Source organism: Paenarthrobacter sp. NPDC089322, from assembly GCF_040684895.1.
GTDB lineage: Bacteria > Actinomycetota > Actinomycetes > Actinomycetales > Micrococcaceae > Arthrobacter.
In genome coordinates this window covers 233,368-254,750 of record NZ_JBFBGW010000004.1, presented here as the reverse complement: position 1 = coordinate 254,750, position 21,383 = coordinate 233,368, and the positions used below count along the sequence as shown (strand labels likewise).

Annotated in this window: 18 protein-coding genes and 2 pseudogenes; 12 read left to right on the top strand and 8 right to left on the bottom strand. The window is 58.7% G+C overall.

Going from position 1 to position 21,383, the window contains the following annotated elements:
- Positions 1-16: 16 nt before the first annotated feature.
- Both AB0N65_RS06840 and AB0N65_RS06835 read right to left on the bottom strand, forming a co-directional pair.
- Entirely contained in the window at positions 17-2,518 is a 2,502-nt protein-coding gene (locus AB0N65_RS06840; RefSeq protein ID WP_364159440.1) for a LuxR C-terminal-related transcriptional regulator, read from the bottom strand.
- A gap of 450 nt (positions 2,519-2,968) precedes the next feature.
- Positions 2,969-3,172, bottom strand: coding sequence for a cold-shock protein (locus AB0N65_RS06835; protein ID WP_021472668.1), 204 nt, complete (start codon positions 3,170-3,172; stop codon positions 2,969-2,971).
- 307 nt (positions 3,173-3,479) lie between these two features.
- Here AB0N65_RS06835 and AB0N65_RS06830 point away from each other — a divergent pair, with 307 nt between their 5' ends.
- The 6 genes from AB0N65_RS06830 to AB0N65_RS06805 all read left to right on the top strand — a co-directional run bounded on the left by AB0N65_RS06830 (position 3,480) and on the right by AB0N65_RS06805 (position 7,627).
- Complete coding sequence (locus AB0N65_RS06830; protein ID WP_364159437.1) at positions 3,480-3,818, top strand: hypothetical protein; 339 nt, start codon at positions 3,480-3,482, stop codon at positions 3,816-3,818.
- A 98-nt stretch (positions 3,819-3,916) separates the two neighbouring features.
- Positions 3,917-4,273 (top strand): TfoX/Sxy family protein, encoded by a 357-nt coding sequence (locus tag AB0N65_RS06825; RefSeq protein ID WP_364159435.1) that lies wholly within the window; start codon positions 3,917-3,919, stop codon positions 4,271-4,273.
- A gap of 79 nt (positions 4,274-4,352) precedes the next feature.
- Positions 4,353-4,517, top strand: coding sequence for a hypothetical protein (locus AB0N65_RS06820; RefSeq protein WP_364159432.1), 165 nt, complete (start codon positions 4,353-4,355; stop codon positions 4,515-4,517).
- 103 nt (positions 4,518-4,620) lie between these two features.
- Complete coding sequence (locus AB0N65_RS06815; RefSeq protein WP_364159430.1) at positions 4,621-5,490, top strand: SDR family NAD(P)-dependent oxidoreductase; 870 nt, start codon at positions 4,621-4,623, stop codon at positions 5,488-5,490.
- A gap of 1,247 nt (positions 5,491-6,737) precedes the next feature.
- Entirely contained in the window at positions 6,738-7,040 is a 303-nt protein-coding gene (locus AB0N65_RS06810; RefSeq protein ID WP_364159428.1) for a hypothetical protein, read from the top strand.
- A 92-nt stretch (positions 7,041-7,132) separates the two neighbouring features.
- Positions 7,133-7,627, top strand: coding sequence for a hypothetical protein (locus AB0N65_RS06805; protein ID WP_364159426.1), 495 nt, complete (start codon positions 7,133-7,135; stop codon positions 7,625-7,627).
- Positions 7,628-7,657: 30 nt separating this feature from the next.
- Here the strand turns inward: AB0N65_RS06805 and AB0N65_RS06800 are convergent, their stop codons facing one another.
- Together AB0N65_RS06800 and AB0N65_RS06795 are read right to left on the bottom strand one after the other, a co-directional pair.
- Positions 7,658-8,272: a dihydrofolate reductase family protein gene (locus tag AB0N65_RS06800; protein ID WP_364159424.1), complete on the bottom strand. Its 615-nt coding sequence runs from the start codon at positions 8,270-8,272 to the stop codon at positions 7,658-7,660.
- A gap of 166 nt (positions 8,273-8,438) precedes the next feature.
- Positions 8,439-9,827, bottom strand: a complete 1,389-nt coding sequence (locus AB0N65_RS06795) for an APC family permease (RefSeq protein ID WP_364159422.1) — start codon at positions 9,825-9,827, stop codon at positions 8,439-8,441.
- A 442-nt stretch (positions 9,828-10,269) separates the two neighbouring features.
- On the opposite strand from AB0N65_RS06795, the gene AB0N65_RS06790 reads away from it, so the two are divergent.
- On the top strand, positions 10,270-11,598 hold the full coding sequence (locus tag AB0N65_RS06790; RefSeq protein ID WP_364159420.1) for a YDG/SRA domain-containing protein: 1,329 nt from the start codon (positions 10,270-10,272) through the stop codon (positions 11,596-11,598).
- A 104-nt stretch (positions 11,599-11,702) separates the two neighbouring features.
- Positions 11,703-12,531: pseudogene (locus tag AB0N65_RS06785) on the top strand (FAD-dependent oxidoreductase); the annotation flags it as partial.
- Between the two features lie 96 nt (positions 12,532-12,627).
- On the opposite strand, the gene AB0N65_RS06780 reads toward AB0N65_RS06785, so the two are convergent.
- From AB0N65_RS06780 to AB0N65_RS06765, 4 genes are all read right to left on the bottom strand, one after another.
- On the bottom strand, positions 12,628-13,059 hold the full coding sequence (locus tag AB0N65_RS06780; protein ID WP_364159416.1) for a hypothetical protein: 432 nt from the start codon (positions 13,057-13,059) through the stop codon (positions 12,628-12,630).
- 109 nt (positions 13,060-13,168) lie between these two features.
- A complete protein-coding gene (locus AB0N65_RS06775; RefSeq protein ID WP_364159414.1) occupies positions 13,169-13,696 on the bottom strand; it encodes a hypothetical protein in 528 nt (175 codons plus the stop codon).
- 363 nt (positions 13,697-14,059) lie between these two features.
- A complete protein-coding gene (locus AB0N65_RS06770) occupies positions 14,060-14,638 on the bottom strand; it encodes a hypothetical protein (protein ID WP_364159412.1) in 579 nt (192 codons plus the stop codon).
- 1,316 nt (positions 14,639-15,954) lie between these two features.
- Positions 15,955-18,486, bottom strand: coding sequence for a DUF4268 domain-containing protein (locus AB0N65_RS06765; protein ID WP_364159410.1), 2,532 nt, complete (start codon positions 18,484-18,486; stop codon positions 15,955-15,957).
- Between the two features lie 91 nt (positions 18,487-18,577).
- Between AB0N65_RS06765 and AB0N65_RS06760 the strand changes: the two genes are divergently transcribed.
- From AB0N65_RS06760 to AB0N65_RS06745, 4 genes and pseudogenes are all read left to right on the top strand, one after another.
- Positions 18,578-18,883, top strand: a complete 306-nt coding sequence (locus AB0N65_RS06760) for a hypothetical protein (protein ID WP_364159408.1) — start codon at positions 18,578-18,580, stop codon at positions 18,881-18,883.
- A gap of 48 nt (positions 18,884-18,931) precedes the next feature.
- Positions 18,932-19,006 (top strand): annotated as a pseudogene (locus AB0N65_RS06755) (hypothetical protein); the annotation flags it as partial.
- Between the two features lie 28 nt (positions 19,007-19,034).
- On the top strand, positions 19,035-19,457 hold the full coding sequence (locus tag AB0N65_RS06750; RefSeq protein ID WP_364159605.1) for a hypothetical protein: 423 nt from the start codon (positions 19,035-19,037) through the stop codon (positions 19,455-19,457).
- A gap of 717 nt (positions 19,458-20,174) precedes the next feature.
- Positions 20,175-21,128, top strand: coding sequence for a VCBS repeat-containing protein (locus AB0N65_RS06745; protein WP_364159406.1), 954 nt, complete (start codon positions 20,175-20,177; stop codon positions 21,126-21,128).
- Positions 21,129-21,383: the final 255 nt, after the last annotated feature.

The following is a 21,383-nucleotide window of genomic DNA, read 5'->3' as shown; positions in this document are numbered from 1 at the left end:
CAGCCCCCCTATCACCTCACCGTTGCGACATCGCGTTCCCCACCAAAATGAAGAGGCTGTTTCGGGATGTAGCACCGGTCTTCCGCAGTGCATTGGAGATGTGGTTTTCGACTGTTCGTGTGCTGATTCCCAGGTGTTCAGCAATCTCCACGTTGGAACGGGCCCCAGCCAGCACAGCAACTTCGATTTCCCTTTCAGTGAGCGGCGTAGCCCGGAAAGTGTTGACTGAGAGTTGCTCGTTGGCGGATGGGAACCTGTCGGCAAAGACAGAGGACGCCTTCGCCATGACTTCGGCGGCGGCGGTGTTCCCTTCCAGAACGTGCCGGCGCAGGGCACCGCGCAGGAGCATTCCCACTTGGTAGGTGTCCGCGTCGGCCTCGTAGTGCTTCAGAAGGAGACCGAGCAACGTGTGGTCACCGTCTACAACAGCCGTGGCAATAGCGACCAACTGATCGTGGGAGGTGGTCCCGTTGTCCCTGAGTATTTGGCGCAGGATGTCCAGAACCGGACCTCCCGGACAGAGACAGGTGCAGAGCAACGCCGTCAGCATCGCTTCGAGGGTGTAGCCACTCCTCAGCTGGCGCTTGATGAGTTCGGCGGCGCGTCTGTCAAAGGTCGAGGGCTGAACGTTTTCGCCGGCGATGAGTTGATGTGCTCCTTTGCCGATACCCGGAAGAGGGCCGACGTCGGGCACTTCTGTTGGCGCTTGGGCCGCAATGGAGAGTGTGGGCGAAAGAGCCGTTGCCGCGTGGCGAAGCCCCGCTAGGCGAAGCATGGCGTCGTAAAGAGTGTCGACAACGAAGCCGGGGCGACCCATCGCAAACACGCTGCTCATGAGGTACTCGGCTTCTTCAAAATGTCCGCGGTAGAGCAGGCCATGCACAGCCACGTAGCTGCTCGTGACCACGCCGAACTGGTCCAGGTTCCTGCGGGCCTCCGCCCGCCAATCCAATGCGAATACCAACGACTCCTCGATTTTGCCGGCCGCGAAGAGGCCGAATCCGTGAATGAAGGGCCGAAGGTGTGGAAAGGCGTCGTCATCCCGGGCTGCCTCGCATGTAGCCAGTGCCTCCACGGGACGGAAGCGATACAGCTCAAGCAAAGCGTCAACCAACCCCGTGATACCCGCAGGTTCCGTGGTGGACTCCGCGGACGAAGCCACCGCCGACGGAACCCGTCCGAAGGATGCGGTGATAAAGAGGATGGCCGCGTCCGCTTCTGCAGATTGCCCGGGGGCTTGGTTCGCGAAATGTTTAAGGATCTCGACGGCGGTGCTGACGCCCTCTCCGGAATATATGGCCAGGAACGCTTTGGTAATGGTGACGAACAAGGCGTCGCCCGGGTCGGCGTCGAGCATTGGCGTTTCCCGACAAACGCGCATGGCTCGCTGAACATCCAGCGGTGCACCCCAGTAAATCCTGAGGAGTGCGGCAGCGTTTGCCGCCGTTTTGTTTGCCTCCCATCGTTCAAATCGTGTGCGTTCGCGGGCGGCGCTGTGTTCATGGAAATGCCGGGCGGTTACGGCGTCGTCGTTGCCCTTCTCCCCGCGAAGAGCAGAGAGTACGCGCGGCAGACATTCTGCAGTGCTCGAGGTTTCCTGTGCCCTTTGCGGCGGGGCTTCGAGGATGCCGGCGATCTTGTTCCGCAAAAGATGCAGGTCCTTCAGCATCTTCTCCCCGCGGAAGTAGTCCGTGATCACCGGTGGGCTTATGGCAGCAATTGCCCCGTTGTGGTGATCATCGATGACGGACAGGAATCCACGCCGCTCGAGTCGTTCAAGAACGTCTGGATGGACCACTTTTTCGAGGACGTCGATCCGCGCCGTTCCCAGGATCGCCATGGTGTGCAGCGCGGTGACCTCCTCGGGCGCCAATTCGGCCAGGAGAGCTTCGAGTGTCCCCCTGAGGTGGTCGTTCCACAGAGTGTCGCTGGTCATGTGCCATAGTCCGTCTCGCATCACCAGCAAATTGCTGAGCGAGGCAGTCTCTGTAATGCGGACAATGAGCCCGGGATTGCCCGCAGACTTCGTGAGGATGCGCGCTGTTGTATTGGCATCTGCTGGCGCACCCAGCACTTGAGCTACAAGCGTGTGCACTTGTTCAAAATGGAGCGGGTCAAGTTGCAGCAGGGCTTCACGACCGTTGTTCATCACTGCCAGTTGGCCTCTGGTGAAGGAGTAGGTCTCAGGCGCCGTGGCGATCAGCGGCGAGTCCGACCTTTGCCGGACTGCTTCCAGGACCGCGAGCGACTCGTTGTCCACCAAGTGAAGGTCGTCCACCAACAGGACGTGTTTCCCTGCTTTGGATAACTGACCGGCGAACGCGTCCGCGATGTCCAGGACACCGGAGCGCCCGGGTTTCAGTACCAGGCCGAGACTTTTGATGGCGGAGTAGGGAATGGTTCGGTGCGTTCGCAAGCCGTTGATGGCGTGGACCGTTGCACCAGACTTTTCCAGGTTGGCCATCACTCCGCGAAGCACCGTGGACTTACCACTCCCCGGGGCACCGATTACCCTCACGCCTGTTCCGCGAGCAATAAAGTCCAGTATCCGCTGAACCTCGGAATCGAACACCCGCCCCAACCTTCTATTTGCCTTAGTGCCCACGTTGCGGCCCACTTCGCAGGCTAGGGCTTGAAAACGGGTCTAGGTGGCAAAACGGCCTTGCACAGGCCGATTTGGTCTCGTCTAGGTGGTAATTCGGACGAAAATGAGTGGTCGCGGGAGTCGTCTAGGTGGTGACGACGCAGTGTCGGAAGAGCTCGTACTTTCAGCTTGTTCATCAGGATCCCTTGGCGCGGTGACTTCTTGCCCTTCACGCTACGGAGGTCCTGCAGCGAATTACACCGGTGTAATTCGGTATGTGGATATGTATTCGATTCACTTCCGAGCTCGTAGAACATATATACGCTTGGTACGACAAAAAGCAGGGCCGGTCGGTGACCGGCCCTGCTCTTGGTTATCCGAAGACTAGATAGCCTGGATGTTTACAGCCTGGGGACCCTTGGGGCCCTGCTCGACGTCGAAGGAAACCTTCTGGTTCTCTTCGAGGGAGCGGTAGCCCGAGGAGTTGATTGCGGAGTAGTGAGCGAAAACGTCCTGGCTGCCATCTTCCGGGGAGATGAAGCCGAAGCCCTTTTCAGCGTTAAACCACTTGACGGTACCTGTAGCCATTTTTTCAGTCCTTACTGAAGGTGGAGGTGCTCCCGACTTTCGGGCCTCCGGGTGTGGGGTGTTCTCCACCGTTACTTCAGAAGGTCGCGGGCCAAATGAGGACCACGGGGACTGCCTGAACTACCAAATGCCAAACACAACAACACCGTCAAGTCTACAGGGATTCGGCCGTATGGCTAGTAGTGGGGCGGATTAATCCAATGGATTGCGAGCTCGTGCGAGTTTCCGATCGTTACCGCATCACGTTGCGGTCCTCACGGCTACTTAGACCAAGGAGGAAGAAGACACCCATTGAAGGCAGGCCACGATGACCACCAGCGACTACCGAGTCGGCGAGACCCATGCCGGCTCGGTACATCTGACGAGCATCTGGGTCAGCCACATCCTGAGGAACTTCGACCTCATGGTCATCATCCAGGTGTCCGGCTGCGAGCACATTGCGGCCCGGGTTCTGCGAGGCGAACGGATCTCCCCCAGCAAGCGCGCCCCACTGAACATCGCGAACCACGTGGCCAAGCAGAAGGGCTACTTGCCGCTCTTCGTTTTCTCGGGCAAGGATGTCCGCGTCTCGGATGGCGGCGAGAGCGTACTCAAGGACTTCTTCGAGTCCGCCGACTGGAAAGCCAGAGAAGGCAGCCTGCTGTAACCGCACCTCATCAGACGAGCCACCACTGATGACCAGGCACCCAAACCCGCCGTATGCTGCACCCATAGTTCCCCACCCATGACACAGGAGGACAATCGATGCAGATGCCCAAGCCCTCGGAGGAAGACAAGGAGCGCTTCCGTGCTGTGCTGCCTGATCATCCGGATGTCGTGGTCAAACCAATGTTCGGCAACCTGGGTGCGTTCGTGAACGGCAACATGTTCGCCGGCCTGTTCGGTCCCACCATCGGCGTCCGCCTGTCCGACGCCGACAAGGCGGCGCTGGAAGCCGAAGAAGTAACCCAACCCTTCGGCCCCGAAGAACGACCGATGGGCGGCTATGTCGGCTTGCCCGAAGCATGGAACGACGATCCCTCGCAGGCCGAGCCCTGGGTGGAACGGGCCTTCGCCCATGTGGCGGAGCTTCCGCCCAAGGCACCCAAAGCCAAAAAGTAGACGGCCGCACCTGTGCCTCCCGTGCCCGGAGGCGCTGGCCGACTACTGTACTTCTGAGAATGACACGAGGAGTACAAGCATGACCGACAGCGTTGAGTTCGAGTTGCCCCAGGAACTCGAAGGACAGACCTCCATCAACGACTTTCTCCCAGCCACGCCGGCAATAATTCCGGTCGAGCTCAGGGAGCCAACAGACCTTGAGCTGGCGGCCTTCCTCTCAACACAAGATCCACTCGGTAAATGAACCCGGATTAGCCCGAGACGGGCCCCGAACCTCAAACACCACAGCCTCGCAAACCGCTTTAAAGGCTCTCGCCAAACGGCCTCGGAAGTGCTGTGATCGAGCTATGCCCTCCATGAATGGACGAATAGCACTCGTGACCGGTTCGACCGGCGGCCTTGGCAAGGCCATCGCAACTGCGCTGGCCCGCGAAGGAGGTACCGTCGTCGTGGTTGGGCGTTCAGAAGCCCGGGCAGAAGGCGCGATCCGCGACATCCGTGCCAAAGTGCCGAACGCGGCGCTGGAATCACTGGCCTGTGACCTCTCAAGTCAGGCCTCAATCCGGCAGGCGGTGGACGATTTCCATTCCCGCCACCAGAAGCTCCACGTGCTGGTCAACGCTGCCGGAGTGTTCCGCAAGGAGCGCCAGGTGACGTCGGACGGCCTTGAAGTCACGTTCGCCACCAACGTGATGGGCTATTTCCTGCTGACGAATCTCCTCACAGATGCGCTCAAGCGCGCGGGTGCCGAGGACGCGTGGACTTCGCGGGTCGTCAACATTGCGTCGAAGTATTCGGGTGGTCCGCAAGTCACCAAGATCGACTTCGAGGACCTGCAAAGCGCCAAGGGCAAGTACAGCTACGCCCGCGCCACTCCGCCGACGATGCTCGGCCGGGTTCTGTTGACGCAGGAGTTCGCGGAGCGACTTCGCGGGTCCAATGTGGTGGTGAATGCCGTGCACCCGGGCCTGGTCAAGAATACGGGGCTACTGATGGACGTCGGCGGACCGTTCCGCTGGCTCACGAACACTTTCGGCAAGCCCGCTGAGCAAGCTGCCGATACCCCCGTGTGGCTGGCGACGTCGCCGGAGACCGCTGCGGTGTCGGGCAAGCTGTGGGCGAAACGCAAGGAGCTGCCAACTCCAGGCATGGGGTCGGACACGGCCGCGCGGAAGCGGCTGTGGGAAGAGTGCATGCGGTTGGCGAAGGTTCTGTGAGCTTCGAACACAGACCCTAACTCCGATAACGGCCTCATTCAGGGGCGCTTTGGGCATGAACCGTTCCCTTGAGCGGTCTTCACACATGGCGATGAGAGCTGGACGTCGCCCGGCCCGTTCGTCTTCAGGCCGTCCGTAAGCCCAGAGTGCCAAGGGGCAGGGCGACCAACGGGTCATGTGCAAGTCACTGGACAAATTCATGCCATGAGGGAGCAAGCGCGGACAACCAATGGCCGCCAAAGAAGGGCGGCGACAATACCGATCGACGGCAGGACCTTACAGCGCTGGGTGTCATGACGAAGGATCGGACGCAAGCACACTAGAGACCCCAACATTCTGTATTGCTGGTTCCTGAAACGTGACGAGAAAAATTAAATATTTCTTGGAAAAAGTGCTAGATTACCTGTCAAACAAGATGGGTGCACGAATTTAGCGCCAATCACTTGACACAGGTATTCACTCTGCTATTTTCGAATCGAATAAAGCTTGCCAGACTTGAGGGATGAATACATACATCTTCATTCCTCACCTGATGAAGTTTCTGATGCTATTTGCTTCGATAGTAACTTGAGTAGGCGACATGGATATTCGACGAACTACAGGCACCTTACTCGTTCTTGCTCTGGCGGGGATAAGTGTGTCCGCTTGCGGCTCCGAGTCGGGTATGCCAAGCCCAAGCAGGACATCACCGTCCACATCAATTGAGTGCGCCCGCTTTCTGCCCGATGCGCCGTGTGGGCAGTATACGAGTTCTGCTGGAATGGATAACGGTAATTCAATTCCGTGGGTAACTTCTGGTGAGATAACAGCGGAGTTATCTAGAGCGGGCAAGGAACTATACCTAACCGCCCGCTTGCCCTGTGGACCCATCAATGCCCCCGTTACAATCGAGGACAATACGATGCTCTTAGCCGATCGACCCGCTCTCGGTGCGTCCGGCTGCACGGAATCCATTTCTGAGCGGCAGATGTGGACACTCAAGCTCCTCGAAGGAGGAGTGAAGATTGCATATAGCGACGGCTCTTTGACCTGGACAAGCGGGCAGAAATCGCTAAGCTTCGCATCTCCTTAGCATCACAAGCTGTTTGAACAAACCTAAGCTGCGCTTCTACCAAGAGCGATCAGCTTCGTAGTTCTACGCAAATATCAATTCTGATTACTCATGGGGGGAAATAAGTGATACGGAAAATCTTGCCTCTGAACGCCCGTACTCCCTGCCGGAAATCAATGCCGCCACCGAAGCTCTCATGGAACGCGAAGCAGCATTCGAACCGCTGGGATTCAAAGTCGTATCCATCGGAGGCATCGGGGACGACGCAGGGCAAATCGCTATCCGCGGCTACGCCCTGAAGAATCAAGACCTAAAACTCCTGCCTGGTGAACGGGCCGCAGTTGAAGCGGCCGCGCAGGACATCGCCAAGGTACCTATTGAAGTCATCGATGGCTTTCAAGCGAAGGCTGCGACCAGACAAAATGATTGGAGCCCCTTCAACTCTGGCGCCTACATGATCAACGCCAACGGCATCGCCTGCAGCACGGGTTCGCCCTGAAGTCATTTAATGGGCGCTGGACAAGTACCGCTCGGCACTGTCCCGGCAATGGCTGGTATTACGCTCGCGACAATTCAAACTCGGTGTTTGGCATGCAATGGAGCGACTCGCCTGACCGGCAAGCATCATTACTCTCCGAGCCGGGCAGCCAGTGGATGTATGACGGTGCGTGGAACAATACCGCCGGATATTCCAAGTCATTTTCTGGATACCATGATGCTTCGATCAATGATTATGTCTGCACAAGCGGAGGAAACTCGGGGGTCCACTGCAATATCAAGGTTGGCTATATGGGTTTCATGTGGAACGACGGATATGGTTATGCCTCACAAATCGAGGGCTACCAAATGACGAATGGTCAAATTTCTGCCATACAAGGCGACAGTGGCGGCCCTGTACTCCTCCCCTATGGGAACGGCACTGTCGGAGCTGTAGGTATGATCCAAGCAATCGCCGGCCCACTGTTACAAGGTGCCGCATGTGGAAGCGTTCGGGACGCCGGTCCTAATTACTGCAGCCGTTATGTTTGGTTCACATCGACACGTACCATCGCCAACAGCCTGGGTCTTAGCCTTGTCACTGGGTGACGCCTCAGACATTGGCATCCGGGCACAGCCCTAGTCCCCCGCCGACATATCCCCCACCCCAGGCGTCCCCTCAACCAGTGCGTACCGCTGCATCACGGCACCCTTGGGTGAGGCAACCACCGGCTCGATCAGTCGCAGGTTGCTCGGCACCACTCCGCCGGCGAACACCTTCTTCCCGCGGCCCAACAGGATCGGGTACACCCACAGATTGAGCTGATCGAAGAGCCGCTCGGCGAACAGGGTCTGCACGAAGTCCAGGCTGCCGATCACGTGGATGTTCTCGTGCTTGTTGCGGAGCTCGCGAAGGGAAGCCACCACGTCCGGACCGAGTTGCGAGGTACCTTCCCACTCAGGGTTCAGCGACTGACGCGACACCACGTACTTCGGAATCCGGTTGAACAGCTGCGCGATTCCCCCGTCCTGGTGAGGCCAGAACGAGGAGAAGATGTCGTAGGTCCGGCGCCCCAGCAGCAGCGCGTCCATTCCCTCCATCCCGGAATCGATCTGCTGGCCCACCACATCGTCGAATAGCGGCGCCTGCCAGCCGCCGAACTCGAAACCGCTCTCCGGGTCTTCTTCAGGTCCGCCGGGCGCCTGCGCGACGCCGTCGAGCGTGGTGAACAGGTCAATATGGATCAGTCCCATGTCGGGTTCCTTCCCTGCTGCCCGTCGTCACCCCGGCGACAGGATCATGTCGAGGCTTCCACACGAACCCTCGCGAGGCAATGGTCACCGGAGAAGAAGAACGACGACGGCGAAGCACCTTGCGCTGTCACCGTCGCCGACGAAGGGATTGAGTTGCTGGACGCCGCTACGCTTCCTTCAAATCCAGCTGAGGTGCTGGCCGCCGGAATCCGCGCGTGAGGATGGCGAGGTAGACGAGGCCAACACCGGCCCAAGCGAGCCCGAACGTGAAGGACAATCCGCTTAGGCTCGTCCACAACCAGATGGTCAGTGCGAAGCCGATTCCCGGCAGAAGCAGGTTGTGGATCAGGCCCTTGGTTCCGCGGTCCTTCCGGTCAAAGTAGTAGTGCTTGATGACTGACAGGTTGACGATGGAGAAAGCAACCAAAGCGCCGAAGCTGATCAGCGATGAGATCGTCAAGAGGTCGAGCACGAAGGCCAGCAGTGAGACGCCCGATGTGATCAAGATCGGAAGAACTGGCGTCTTGAATCGAGCGTGAAGCCTACCCAGAGCAGCCGGAAACACGCCGCTCCGGCCCATCGAGTGGATGATGCGTGAAACAGAAGCCTGCGAGGTCAGGGCCGAGCCGAGGCTGCCTGCGATGTAGGCGGCGGTGAAGAAGGCGACGAGCAGCTCTCCGCCCGCTTTGCCAATGACCTCGATGGCGGCGGAGTCCACGTCGATGAAGGTGCTGACCGGAAGAACCAGGTGGCTGATGTAAGCGAGACCGAGGAAGATGACGCCGGCCAGGATCGTGGTCAGCATGATGGCCTTCGGCAGGTTGCGCTTCGGGTCCTTGGTCTCCTCGGCGAACGTCGAAACGGCGTCGAAGCCAAGGTAGGAAAGGCACAGGATGGCCGAGCCGGCGAAGATCGGTGAGAGACCTTCGGCGCCCTCGGCTCCGGTGAAGGGAGCCATCAAGTCCAGGTTGCCTGCACCCGTGATGGATGACAGCCCCAGCGCGACGAACAGAACGATGAAGAGAGCCTGCAGCCCGACCACCACGAAATTCGCCTTCGCGATCGCCGTGATTCCGAGAATGTTCAGCAACGTCACCGCGGCGATGGAGACGATCATGAACACCCACGCAGGGACAGCCGGGAAGGCAGCCTCCATATAGATGCCGATGAGCAGGTAGTTGATCATCGGCAACAGCAGGTAGTCGAGCAGGAGCGACCAGCCAGCCATGAAGCCCAGGCCTGCACCGAACGACCGCGTCGCGTACGTGTAAGCAGAGCCTCCGAACGGGAACGCCTGCGACATCCGGCCGTATGAGCGGGCGGTGAACAGCATGACAACGAGCGTCACTGCGTACGCCGCCGACAGGCGCCCACCCGTCAGTTCCACCACGATGCCGTAGGTGCTGAAGATGGTCAGCGGCACCATGTAAACCAAGCCGAGCAGGACCAGCGAAGGAACTCCCAGGACGCGACGCCAGCCTTGGGCAGGCGCCTGAGATGTTGGCCCCACAGGCTTCTCGCCTGCCGGTGTATCTGTATTGAATGTCGGGGTCATGTGGATCCTAAGTCGTCATGCTGGTATGTGCTTGGAAGCTGCGGCTCTGCAGAACTTCGTAGCTGCGGCTGGGTCTGCGGGGTTACCGAGATCCTGAAGAGCCGGGTTGGGTCGTCGTGTCCTGGTCGTGTGTCCCAGGCCATGATCGTCAAATGAATAGCGTTCATTTATTGTGCCGGGTGAGCCGAGTCACAGTCAAGATGTGAAGAAGTGACGGCCCCGACAGCTTTTGCAACAGTCCCTATCGCGGCGCCGGGCACACAAGATCTCGAAGGCCATGGCCGCGGCCGCGTTCTCCTGAAGGCCACGAGTCGCTGCTCTCACAACGACGACCTCAGCCCATGAGAAGGCTTAGTCTTGAAAGCCCCTCATCGCGGTCACCGCGGGCGACGGACCGTCGAAATCGACAACGAAACAAAGATCCCCCCAACATAAGTGTCAGTTGGACATCGAACGTGACGCGGTTTTTCATATATTTTGGACAAAGATCGTTGGCTGCGATGCCAAGACTCAGACGATCCGCCGCTACGTCCCCTCAGGACGTAGCCGGCACCAAAAGGGCAAGACCGGGGGTACCTCTGTGGGCGCTTTGTCGGAGCTGACGGATCCGTCAGCAATATCAAGAACTGTCGATGAGTTCAGGAACTTGGGACGGGATGCTTTCCTAGCCAGGTATGGACAACAGCCGTCCGTGCGCTACTTCGCGGAAGTCGACGGCATGCTTATCGACTCCAAACCGCTCCTAGCAGTTGCCTATGGCAGACAGCATCCTGAGAGGGGCCCACTTTCAATCCGGCTTTTCGCGGGCGGAGCCGAAACTCGAAGGGCACTCAAGCGCTTCGGCATTGAGCTAGTCTCGAGCGACAGCAAGACGCAGCCGGTGATGTACGGAGAAGTCCCGGATTGCCCGCCAGGCACCGTTTTCAAGGATCGACGGGAGGCCTATGAGGCAGGTGTTCACCGCACGACACAGGCAGGAATCGCTGGACAGTCGGATGGCACCCAGTCCATTTGCCTTTCAGATGGATACTCCGACGACGAAATTCAGGGTGACCTGATCACCTACACGGGCTTTGGCGGCCGCGACGCCAACACGGGCCGGCACGTCGCCGATCAAAAGCTGGAAAAGGGCAATCTTGGCCTAATCGAAAACTACAAGCTTGGCAGGCCAGTTCGCGTACTCGTTAAAGAGTCGGTACTAACCGGCCGAAAGGCTTCCAATGATTACATTTATCTCGGGCTTTTCACAGTGACCGGTTGGGGCTGGGGTACACGGGACGGATGGAAAGTCCTCATCTACCAGCTACGAGCAGTTGCTGGAGACAGTCTTATCCCCTCCGAGGTTGCCACATCATTGACCCGAGGAGAGGACGTAGCGACAGCTCGCCGCAGCGTGCACGTCAATCAGATCGTCCGGGACTACGGCGTCGCAGCTTCCGTAAAACGCTTATACGACAACACCTGCCAGATCTGCAGAACCAGGCTCGTCACGGCTGCAGGGCCATATTCGGAAGGCGCACACATCCGTCCGCTGGGTATCCCTCACAATGGGCCGGACACTCTGGAAAACATCCTCTGCCTCTGCCCGAACTGCCATGCCCTCTTTGACGGGCATGCCCTGACGGTTCGGCCCGACGGCACAGTCATGAATCTAGGGAAGCCAACAGGAAGGCTCAGGGTGGCGGACGCCCACAGGCTCAATTACGAACATCTGGCTTATCAAGAGCAGTTTTCGAGGGCTTCTTCGGGGCGTGTGACTGGTTCGCAGTAAGCCAGGACACAGGCGATGGATCTAGTCCTGGATGGAACGTTGAGACGAATTCACCGCCAAACGGTGCACTTCATCGCTGCCGTTCGCGGCTGATCGGCGGCAACCTGCCGGCCATGGCAGCCAAGCTTCCCACGGAAGTCACCCAGCTCCACACCCACGACTACCACAATCCGCAGCAACTGCCCGAGGGCGCCGTCCTGATTGTCGGCACAGGCGGGTGGGCAGATCGACGAGGAACTGCGCGACGCCGGCCGTGAAGTCCACCTGGACGTCTCCACCTGTCCCGAAGCGCCCCGTCGATACCGCGGCCAGCACATCCTTTACTAAGTACTCGAAACCGGCAAAACACGGCCCCGACTACGGCGTCAACGCCCTCACCCGCGAGGCGCTCCCCTCCCCCGCCGCCCGCATGGCGTGCAACCCGCTGCTCTCCGGCACCGACGGCGGCCACGACATCCACCTCCGCGAACTCGGCCGCAGCGGCATGCACCTGCACGGCCGCCTGGAAACAATCGACGACGGCGACATCACCTTCACCGACGACCTCCCCGAACGCCTCACAACAGTCGAGCAAGGCTTCAACCAACGCATGCGCAAAGCCATCGACGCGTACATCGCAGCGGCCGGCCTGGTTGCGCCGGACCAGCCGCCCGTGCCCGACGACGACTGGCTACCTTCAGAGCCTGCTTCCTTGAACCTGGCCGACGCCGGGATCACATCCGTGCTGTGGGCGACCGGGTACGGGCTGGACCTGTCGTTCATCGACATCCCCGTGCTCGACGAATGGGGGTATCCGCGACACACCGGCGGAGTCACGGAGCACGCCGGCTGTAGGCCGTGGGACTTCCTTGGCTGACACGGCACTACTCGTCGATCCTGGGCGGGGTGGGGCTGGACGCAAGGTTGGTTGCGGAGAGCGTGGCTCAACCTTAATGAGTATTGCGTAGCTATAATCATTAACCCAATGCGCATCGCCGCATTTGGCTCTTGGGAATCGGAAGAGCTCCGGTTCCTACTCAGCTTCTTTGATCAAAAACTTACTACAGTCCCGCCGAGCTTCTCCCTATACTTTGCAATCTGCTTGTTATTGATTATCCAGTTCTTGCCAACGAGCAGCGTGGTGCTGCTCTTATAACCGCTTGAGGTATCGAGCTTTTTCAGATTCTGGATAACCGAACTTATGTCCTCCGGAGAAACATACGTCGAGAGTACTGTCTCCGTGTCGCAGTCTGCCGATTCAGCGGCGAGTGTGACCCTGTTCCCTTGATTAAATGAAGGGCACGGTCCTCCCGCGTCAACATATGCCTTCTTGAGATCCAGGACGGTTGCAAACGTTCCCCCGTCAGCCGGCGGCGTAGAGACCGCTGGCGAAGGTGAGACGGAGGAAGATGCTTCTCCTCCGGCCGCGCACCCCGCCAGGAGTGAACAGATGATGATGGTTTGGCTCAGCCGTTTAAGCATTTGGAAGTCCTTCGAACTAGTGGCCAGTTCCAGCGAGATTGAATGTTTGTCTCTTGCCGACGTACGAGTATGCACTGCGGGAGTGGGCTTTCCATTCACGAACTACTCATTACTGTTTTGACCACGTTCCGCAGCGCGTAGTCGTAAAGTCCTGACCTGCAGAAAGCGTGACGGAAGGACGCCCACCACTGACGATGTCGTTGTCAATAATGTCCGAGCCATTGGAGCCGCTTCGATAGATACCCCAGTAGCACCTTGAAGAAACCTCGGCATCTGCTCTGTAGGTGCCCGGTTCGATGTCAACACCTACCGTCCATGTGCCCTCCCGCACCGTGTTGGCAGCCTTTTGCTTCTCAGTCACCGTCACGGCATCTTCGCGCTTCTTGACCGCTGCCTCGGCGGATTTGACCGCATCCTCACGCTTCTGAAGCGCCAAGCCGTCAGTAGTAAGCTTTGTTTCCCTCACCTTGATGCCGTCCTCATGCGTTTTGAGGTCCGCCTTGGCTTTGCCTAGGTCGCCGGACATACGAGCGTTCTCCGCTTGCAAGCTCTTGTATTCGTCGCTCGCCTTCGGGTCCGGGAGGGTGTAGCCCAGGAAGGTTGTACCGCCAAGAAGAACGACCAAAAGTGCGGCCACCCAGATCCACCGCTGTTTGCGTGCTGGCCTGGACGATTTTTCTGTGCTGGAAGGCTCGCTGTCTTCGGGGTCAGGCCCGGCAGTCGGGATGCTTGTTTCAACCTCTGCTGGTCGCCGCTTCCAAGGACGCCACTTACCCCTCGGTTGTGCTGGTTCAGTCTGTGGGAAGGTTGCGGTTTCCGTGCCCGGGGCTTCGACGCCGGCGGCGAAATTTTCGTGGTCCGTTGACGGCTGGGAACGAGTGACTGGCGAGCTTTTCTCGGCGTCAGAGTCCGACATTTATACCTGTTCTTGTGAAAACGACTAATGGAAATTCTGGATTATGCGTTCAAGACTGAACGAAGGGATTTGCGGAAGGCTCTCTTAGCTCCCGCCCGACATACGCAGAACCATGTTGAAGCCAGAGTCGGGGTGGTAGCTCCAAGAGGCAGCAAAGTTGTCCCAAGATTCACGCTGCGTCCCATCCAAAGCGCGTGTTGAATCCATTTCCTCGCGAATGTAATCAGGTACGTTGACGGCATCAAGCACGCACTCGATGTCTGCCCATGCCAGACCGTCATAGTCGTCTTCACCTTTTCCGTCCAGCGAAAGCGTCTTGCCGTCGTCACCCAGCTTGGCGTAACTGGACTTTCCAGAGAGTTTGCACTTATTGACGGCGGCCGGCAGCGGCCTGGGCTTCTTGGCTTCCGCTTCCGCCGCAGCTGCCGCGTTCGCGGCCTGTACGACGTTGTTCACCGTCACGGACGCAATGACGCCAAGCACAATCCCCAGAAACAGGCCAACCCCGCCGAAAATATAGGCCTTCGCGTTACTCGGCCGCTGCGGCGCCGCGCTGGGCGGACCAAAGGGGCGGGGCTGGCTCAAATGCGATGTCGGGTGCATTCCCTCCCCGACAGGGGGAAATGCGCCAGGCTGATGTTGGGGTACTTCGGGGATGGTCATTCTTCTCCTTGGGTGCGAGTTCAGAGTTGGGACGAGGGCGCCTGCGGCGACCCAAGGTTTGAGTGCCAGAGATTCCATAGCTCGCTGGATATTAGCCAACGGGGAATGATCTATAGACGCATCTCTATGAAGGTCGATCAAATCTAAGAGAACGAGCTCTTCGCCGTTTGGTTTCTCGGAAGACCTAATGAAAATGAACACAGCGAAGGTCTACAGGAACTCATCACGCACATCTTCAAATCTTCTCCCCCTGCCTCTGCCGCTCGCAGAATGGACAACTGCGATGGCGGCCGGAGATGAGTGTATATGTACGCAAGCGAGATGCGAGTTTTACGATCTGACAGAATCCGGGAGTTACGCCCGAGCAACTTGATAGTTTGATCTGATTTACGCCGACGTGCAACTAGCATCTGGCTGCCTCAGCGCGGATGAGCGGCTATTGCTGTCCACAACGGATTCCGCCAAGAATGGCGGTTTCTCCGGGAAACTCCGCCCATGCCCGATCACTTACAGAGGCAAGTCAGTAGAGCTGGCCCTACTGCGAGCAACCCGATCTAACACCGAAGCATGCAGCATCCGGAAGACGCGGCCCTCCCGTCAACTGAAAAGTGCGGAGAAACCTTGATCCAATCTTGAGATATTACTGTGCTGCCCGTTTTAAGTCCGTCAATGATTTGCGTTCGCCAGGGACTGCCAGTAGCCAACTTCTGGCAAATCTCCCGCGTTGTGCCGCGCCTGCTGCTAGCGTCACCTCATGACGGATCAATCACCCTTTAGATCGACGTTGCGACGCATCTATTGGACGCGCCACGGGCTACGCTGGCTGGTGGCGTCGGCCGCAGTGTGGCTCTTTAGCTCCGTTGCATTGTCATTTCAGCCTCCGGAGAGGGAGTTGGATGCTCATACAGGTCGACGCGGATTCAGCGTGGATCCAGTGCTGAGCGGGCACCTGCACGACAAGGTCGTCGGACGGTATGGCCATCGAACGTCTCCCAAGAAGCGTGGGGACATCAGCGCCTTCACCTACTGGCCCAAGCTACAGGACGGCTGAGCCTCAAACGATGGTCGACGACTTCGGCTGCGACTCCCACCCGTAACCTCCTCGTGCTCGGCCACCGCCGCATCACGGCTCCCCGCCGGAGCCCCAAGCTCCATCCGCGTCGCCCACGCCAGCCAACGCGGTTACCTCTCCGCCATGGCGCAAGCGAAATGCGCACCCGTCACTGCATCGGGCAGCTTCTTCTCCGTAAGCGGCGCGCCCGGCTTGGACGGCCTCTCGACCATTGCTCCAGTGCGGGTGTGTATGAGGCGCTAGCCTAAAAGTACCTAGGAAGGACTCCGGCAAATGCGTCTCCGGTTCTCACGAGCCACTCAACGAGGTCCGGGACTTCCTCTTCATCGAGAATGTTCCCGGGGCGACTCGCAACGAGTTTGGTTGCCTTACGTCCGGGGTTTTCGTCCCAATCCAAGGCGAAACCAAGCTCGGATTCTATGTCCGCCCGCCTTTCGAGTAGCTTTGCATAGAGGTCCTTGTCATCATGGATCCAGAAAAGCGCAGTCACGGCTCTTTTCTGAGTTTGGACCTGAAGCGATATAACCCCCCGAGAATCTCCGACAGCAATTTCATACTCGTAATGCGCCCGAGGCTGGCGCCACGATCCAATGTTCCCCGCGTGGGCTACGCCGTAATCACGCACTCTTTCGAAGAATGCAAGCTTGGCCTCACTTAGGGAGCCAGCGTTTCCGTTTCTCCCGCTGCCCTTCCTCGTTGCGCGACGGACGGCGAGGACCTCCTGGTCTACATCGAGTCCAGCAGCCTCGGCGAGCTCCTCTGCGCTCATGAACTGTTCAGGATCTGCATGACCCTCTGAATCAAAACGAACGCCCTCCTCCTCAAGGACCATACGAGGATTGTCGGCGCGATTAGGTTCGCTCCATCTGAATCCTGAGGAAATGGTTCCACCAGCCTGAAGGACACGCCATGCATTCACGAGTGGGTATCGTGCGATGATTGCGGCGAGCGGCTGAGCCCAAGTGCCCGCCACGATTGCCACGTCACCATAAGAAGTCCAACGCCCCGCTGGAATCTCGGCGAGTATGGCTGCGATCTGGCTTCGAAGCTGTGAAGGTTCAGTTTCACTCTGTGTGACGCTTTCATCCGGACCAGGCCACAGCTCGATTATCTTTTCGGCCAGTTCCGAGCCGCGCTGATCTATCTGCTGGACACCCCACACGGCTTCAGAAGCGATCTTTCGGTTCATGGCCAAACCACTTGCCTCAAGCATTCTTCGCTTGTCTGTGAAGGGCCTATTGCTCAGTTCACTGTTATATCCACTCAAGGTGAGGTTGCCAATCGTGTGCACAATGCGCTCATGTTCATAGTCAACATTGGCATCCGGGTCCAACCCCAAAACAAACGCCTCTCGAACAGGCTCTGAAAGGGTTTGTGGCAAGACGTGCTCGATTGTTAGGCGCGCCGGATCGAGTTCGATAACTTCCTTCGGTCGATAGGCCTCCTCCAACCACTGCAAAATGAGCTTCTTCTGTGGACCTCTCCCCTGCCAGTAGAAGGGAACCGTTTGAGCAGCTTCACGGATCTGCTGGTCGGTCGCGAAGTACTTCCGGCCCTTCGAGAGAAACTCTCGCAAAGCTAGATCGACCCGTTCGGATCCGCTGATAGCTCCTACGGCCTGAAGAAGCGTCCGATTCAGGTTTGCGGTTGCTCTCCCTATGACTACACGCCGAACGAAATAAGACTCCAGGTATATGAGCGCACGAACAGCCTCGTCATCTCGCACCAAACCGGATGCCCGACGGGACAATATCTGCATGACTATCGGATACGCAGTGGTCGATCCCCAGGCCCTGATTCTCGTCAAGCGGCGGCGTATCTCTGAATGGCTTTCTCTCTTGGGATCAAGAATAGTCGCGAGCACTTCGCCGAGTTCAGCGAACCGGATTACTTCTGCTTCTATGTCCTCGACCGTGTCGAGAGCCTCTAGTCGTTTCTGTTGACCGATATACGTATCTGACTGCTTTACGCGCTCGTCGCGCTGTGCAAGGTCGAGCCAAAACAGCAGCTCAAGGCTCTCAGAGTCCAGCCTCCGCTCTAAAGGCAGCCAGATGTTGTCGTAGACCGCCTCGGCTCGGTCACCAAGCCTCATGAATAGGTAGTTTTTGAGTAAGTCGCTCTGAGTCAGACGCAACCCGGTGTTGTTTAGAGATTCAAAGATCCGATGGGCATTATCTGAAGGCTCAGCGGTAACGACGACAAGTGCCAGGCCGCCTACAACGGCAGCTTCAAGCAACTCCAAGTCGTGAGGATCATCCGGGTCGTCTGCGGCGGCAATCCTTGCACGGAAGAACCGATATGCTTCACCGATCGCATCCTCACCCCCAGCCTGAGGTGCACGGTTCAACACGGCCATATACGACTCTCGGTCAGCCTGCGTCGGCAGGACCTTGAAAGGCTTGCCCTTGTCGAAAATGTTGATCAGGTACTGTGCATCGATCCCGTGCGCCCGTTCGTGGTCACCCATCTCCACAAGATGATCCCTAAGTGCCGCGAGCAGGAGCGTCAAGGTGGTCAAGCGTTGTTGGCCATCCACGACCAAGAATTTGTTGACGCCGATTGCGCCAAAATCAGGGCTGCTGGCAAGTACCAATGAGCCTATGAAATGAGACGACTTGGGATCACGTGCAATCGAACGTTCCAGCTCGATAACGTCCGCCCACAACTGCTCCAGTTGCTTTTTCCCCCAAGAGTAAACGCGCTGGTAGAGTGGAACTTGATATTGCTTCTTGCCTTCTAGAACGCCGGCGAGCGTTCCATTCTCCGCATGGACCATCCGTGACCCCTTTGCCTCCGTGACCTTTGCGACGACACTACAACCCATTGCCGTCTGTCATATAGGCTTCCCGCCCAAATGTCGCTGCACAGTGCCTACGCCTGACGGAGTGGTTGTCTTCCCCTGCGACCCCACCTACCCCGTTGACGAAACAGCGGCCCTCCCGCAAACCCCTGCCGATGCTGGATGCGCAGGAACGGGGTTACGCCGTGATGCTCGGCCGCACGGGCGTCAGTCGGCGTTCACCTCCGGCTACATGCGCACACTCCCTACCTACCAGGCCGCGGGCGTCATCCGCATCTCCGCGTTCATCACCCCCGGAAATTCGGCAAATGCTCGCTTCCGGGCAGACGGGATCTGGATGACCCCGTCCAACCCCTCGCCAGCCGCGGACTAGGGGTACGACGTGAGCGACTGCCGCGGCGTCGATCCCTTGTTTGGAACCATGGCTGACTTTGATGCGTTCTTGGCGCGGGTGCATGACATTGGGCTGCGGGTGCTGCTCCATATTGTGCCGAACCACTGCTCCTCCGAGCACCCGCTGTTCCATGCCGCTTTGGCGGCAGGACGGGCTCCGCATCGACGTCGCGAATGCCCTGTTCCAAGCGGAAGGCTTGCCGGACGCGCCCAGCGCCTTCGCCGTCGTCGATGGACTCCGCTCCAACCCCCTCGTGTCCGACCAGGACGAAGTCCACGAGGTCTACCGCCGCTGGCGGCGCATCGCGGAGAAGTACGAGCCGCAGCGGGTACTCGTGGGCGAGGTCGGCCTCAAACCCGATCGCGGTGGGGGGCGGGGGCAGTTCCTTTGCCGCCGGGGGAGGTTCTTTTGTCTTCAGCTCCCGTGGTCGTCCGGGCTGGTTGGAGCCCGGGTGTGCGGCGTGGGTGCTTCCGGCCTGGACTCTTCGGCCTTTTCGCGGGGCGCAATCCGTGTGGGTTGCTCCGCTTTTTGGCGCGTTTTCTTCACCACCTAGATGATCCTTCTTAGCACCTAGTTTTCGGTTCCCACCACCTAATTTCCCTCGTTTCGATCTAGGGAGACCCATTTTCACCACCTATGCCGATCTTTGTGTGGTCACAATATCTGCGGCCGTGTAGCTGGTTTGCGCCACGGGCAACACCTTGGTTGTTGGGGGTTTTGTTTTTTCGAGACTGTCGGGGCAAGTATCGGAGCGTGCAACTCAGATGTGGTGGCCGCTTGCAAGCTACACTCAGTTTGCTCCGTTCAAGGACACAGGAACCTGGATTCATGGCATTGGATCGGCTCCTAATACGCCTACGTAGAGGATGCAATTAGAGGAATCAACAGATTTGATTGGGACATCAAAATGACAACAAAGCCTTCACTACAAACCAAAGGTACAGTCGTCCCTGTCGTGATGATCCTGGTGGGATGCGTCCTTTTTGTCGGCGCAATAATTGGCTTGAATGTCGCTGGCTATGTGATCGACGAGCAGAAGATCGATCCTGGCGACTCCCTATTGCCCTTGTGGTTCAGTCTTCTGGTTGGCCCTATCTTCTCGGCCTTCGGTGCTGGATGGCTGAATAGGAGGAAGAATAGTTAGCGGCAATATCAGTCTGGGGCGCCAGCCGCTCCGCCACCGCCCACGCGCCCTCAGGCGTCGTACTTCCTGAGCATTCGGGGACCCCTAACAAAGCCGGTCCATTCCCGCTAAGCTCCGGTTCATCGTGTGACGGCTTTGTTGCTGGTGGGGGAAGCCCTGATGATCCGGTCCAAGACGATTACGCGTCCAAACAAGCAATGGAAGAAGCGCCCGCCGTTGCCTGGCGCGGCGATAGCGGTAGCCGCAGCGCTGCTCGTCGGCCCAATAGGCGTCCCCGCCCACGCCGACCAGTCAGGCAGCAGGGCATTTAACAACTGGGACTACATCGACATCAATACGGGCTACTACGAGGACGTCATGGCACGGGACGCCGCCGGTGACCTCTGGGTGTACCCCGGAGACGGTCGCGGCGGCTGGAAGAAGAAGCCACGCTTCAAAATGGGCCAGGGCTGGAACACGATGACCGCCATTGTTGGTCCGGGCCATTTCCAGAGTGAGTTCTGGGATGACCTCCTGGCCCGTGACACAACCGGCGCCTTGTGGCTCTATCTTGCCGCTGGCGGGCAGTGCAAGCCGCGGGTGCATGTAGGAGTGGGGTGGAATGTGATGACCGCCATGGTGGGTCCCGGTGACTTCGACGGCGACCGCAGGGTGGACCTGATGGCCCGGGACCGCGAAGGACGCCTGTGGTTGTATCCGGGCGACGGCCGCGGCGGTTGGCTCCCCCGCTCACAAGTCGGCGAGGGGTGGAACGTCATGACTGCCCTGATCGGTCGTGGCGACTTCAACGAGGACGGGAAGACGGACCTCCTTGCTCGCGATGCCAACGGTCGCCTGTGGCTCTACCCTGGGAACGGCGCCGGTGGATGGCTACCCCGAATGCAGGTGGGCGAAGGCTGGAACGCGATGACGTCGATCATCGCCACCGGCAGGTTCGACATCAATTACGCGGGATACTCGCAGATCATCGCCCGGGACACCAATGGCATTCTCTGGCTCTACCCGGGTATCGGCAGCCGCCATCTGGAGCCGAGGAAACAGATCGGCGAAGGCTGGAACGTCATGAACGCTTTAGTCTGACCCCGCCCGGGTGACCTTCACGGGAGGTGGGACTCGATCCGCGCGGGTCCCACCTCTCAATTCAGCTACCAAGCAACACCACCGCAACCAGGCGGCATTCCCAGAACTGGTCGTATTCCATCACTGTTGCTCGGGGTCCAGATAGCCCCCTTTGGCCTCCAGCCATAGGAACATACCAACACTGACGACAACGCTGAGGACAGGTACAAGAACAGGACGCCAATCAGTGCCTCTAAGAAGAAGCGCAACCGTAAT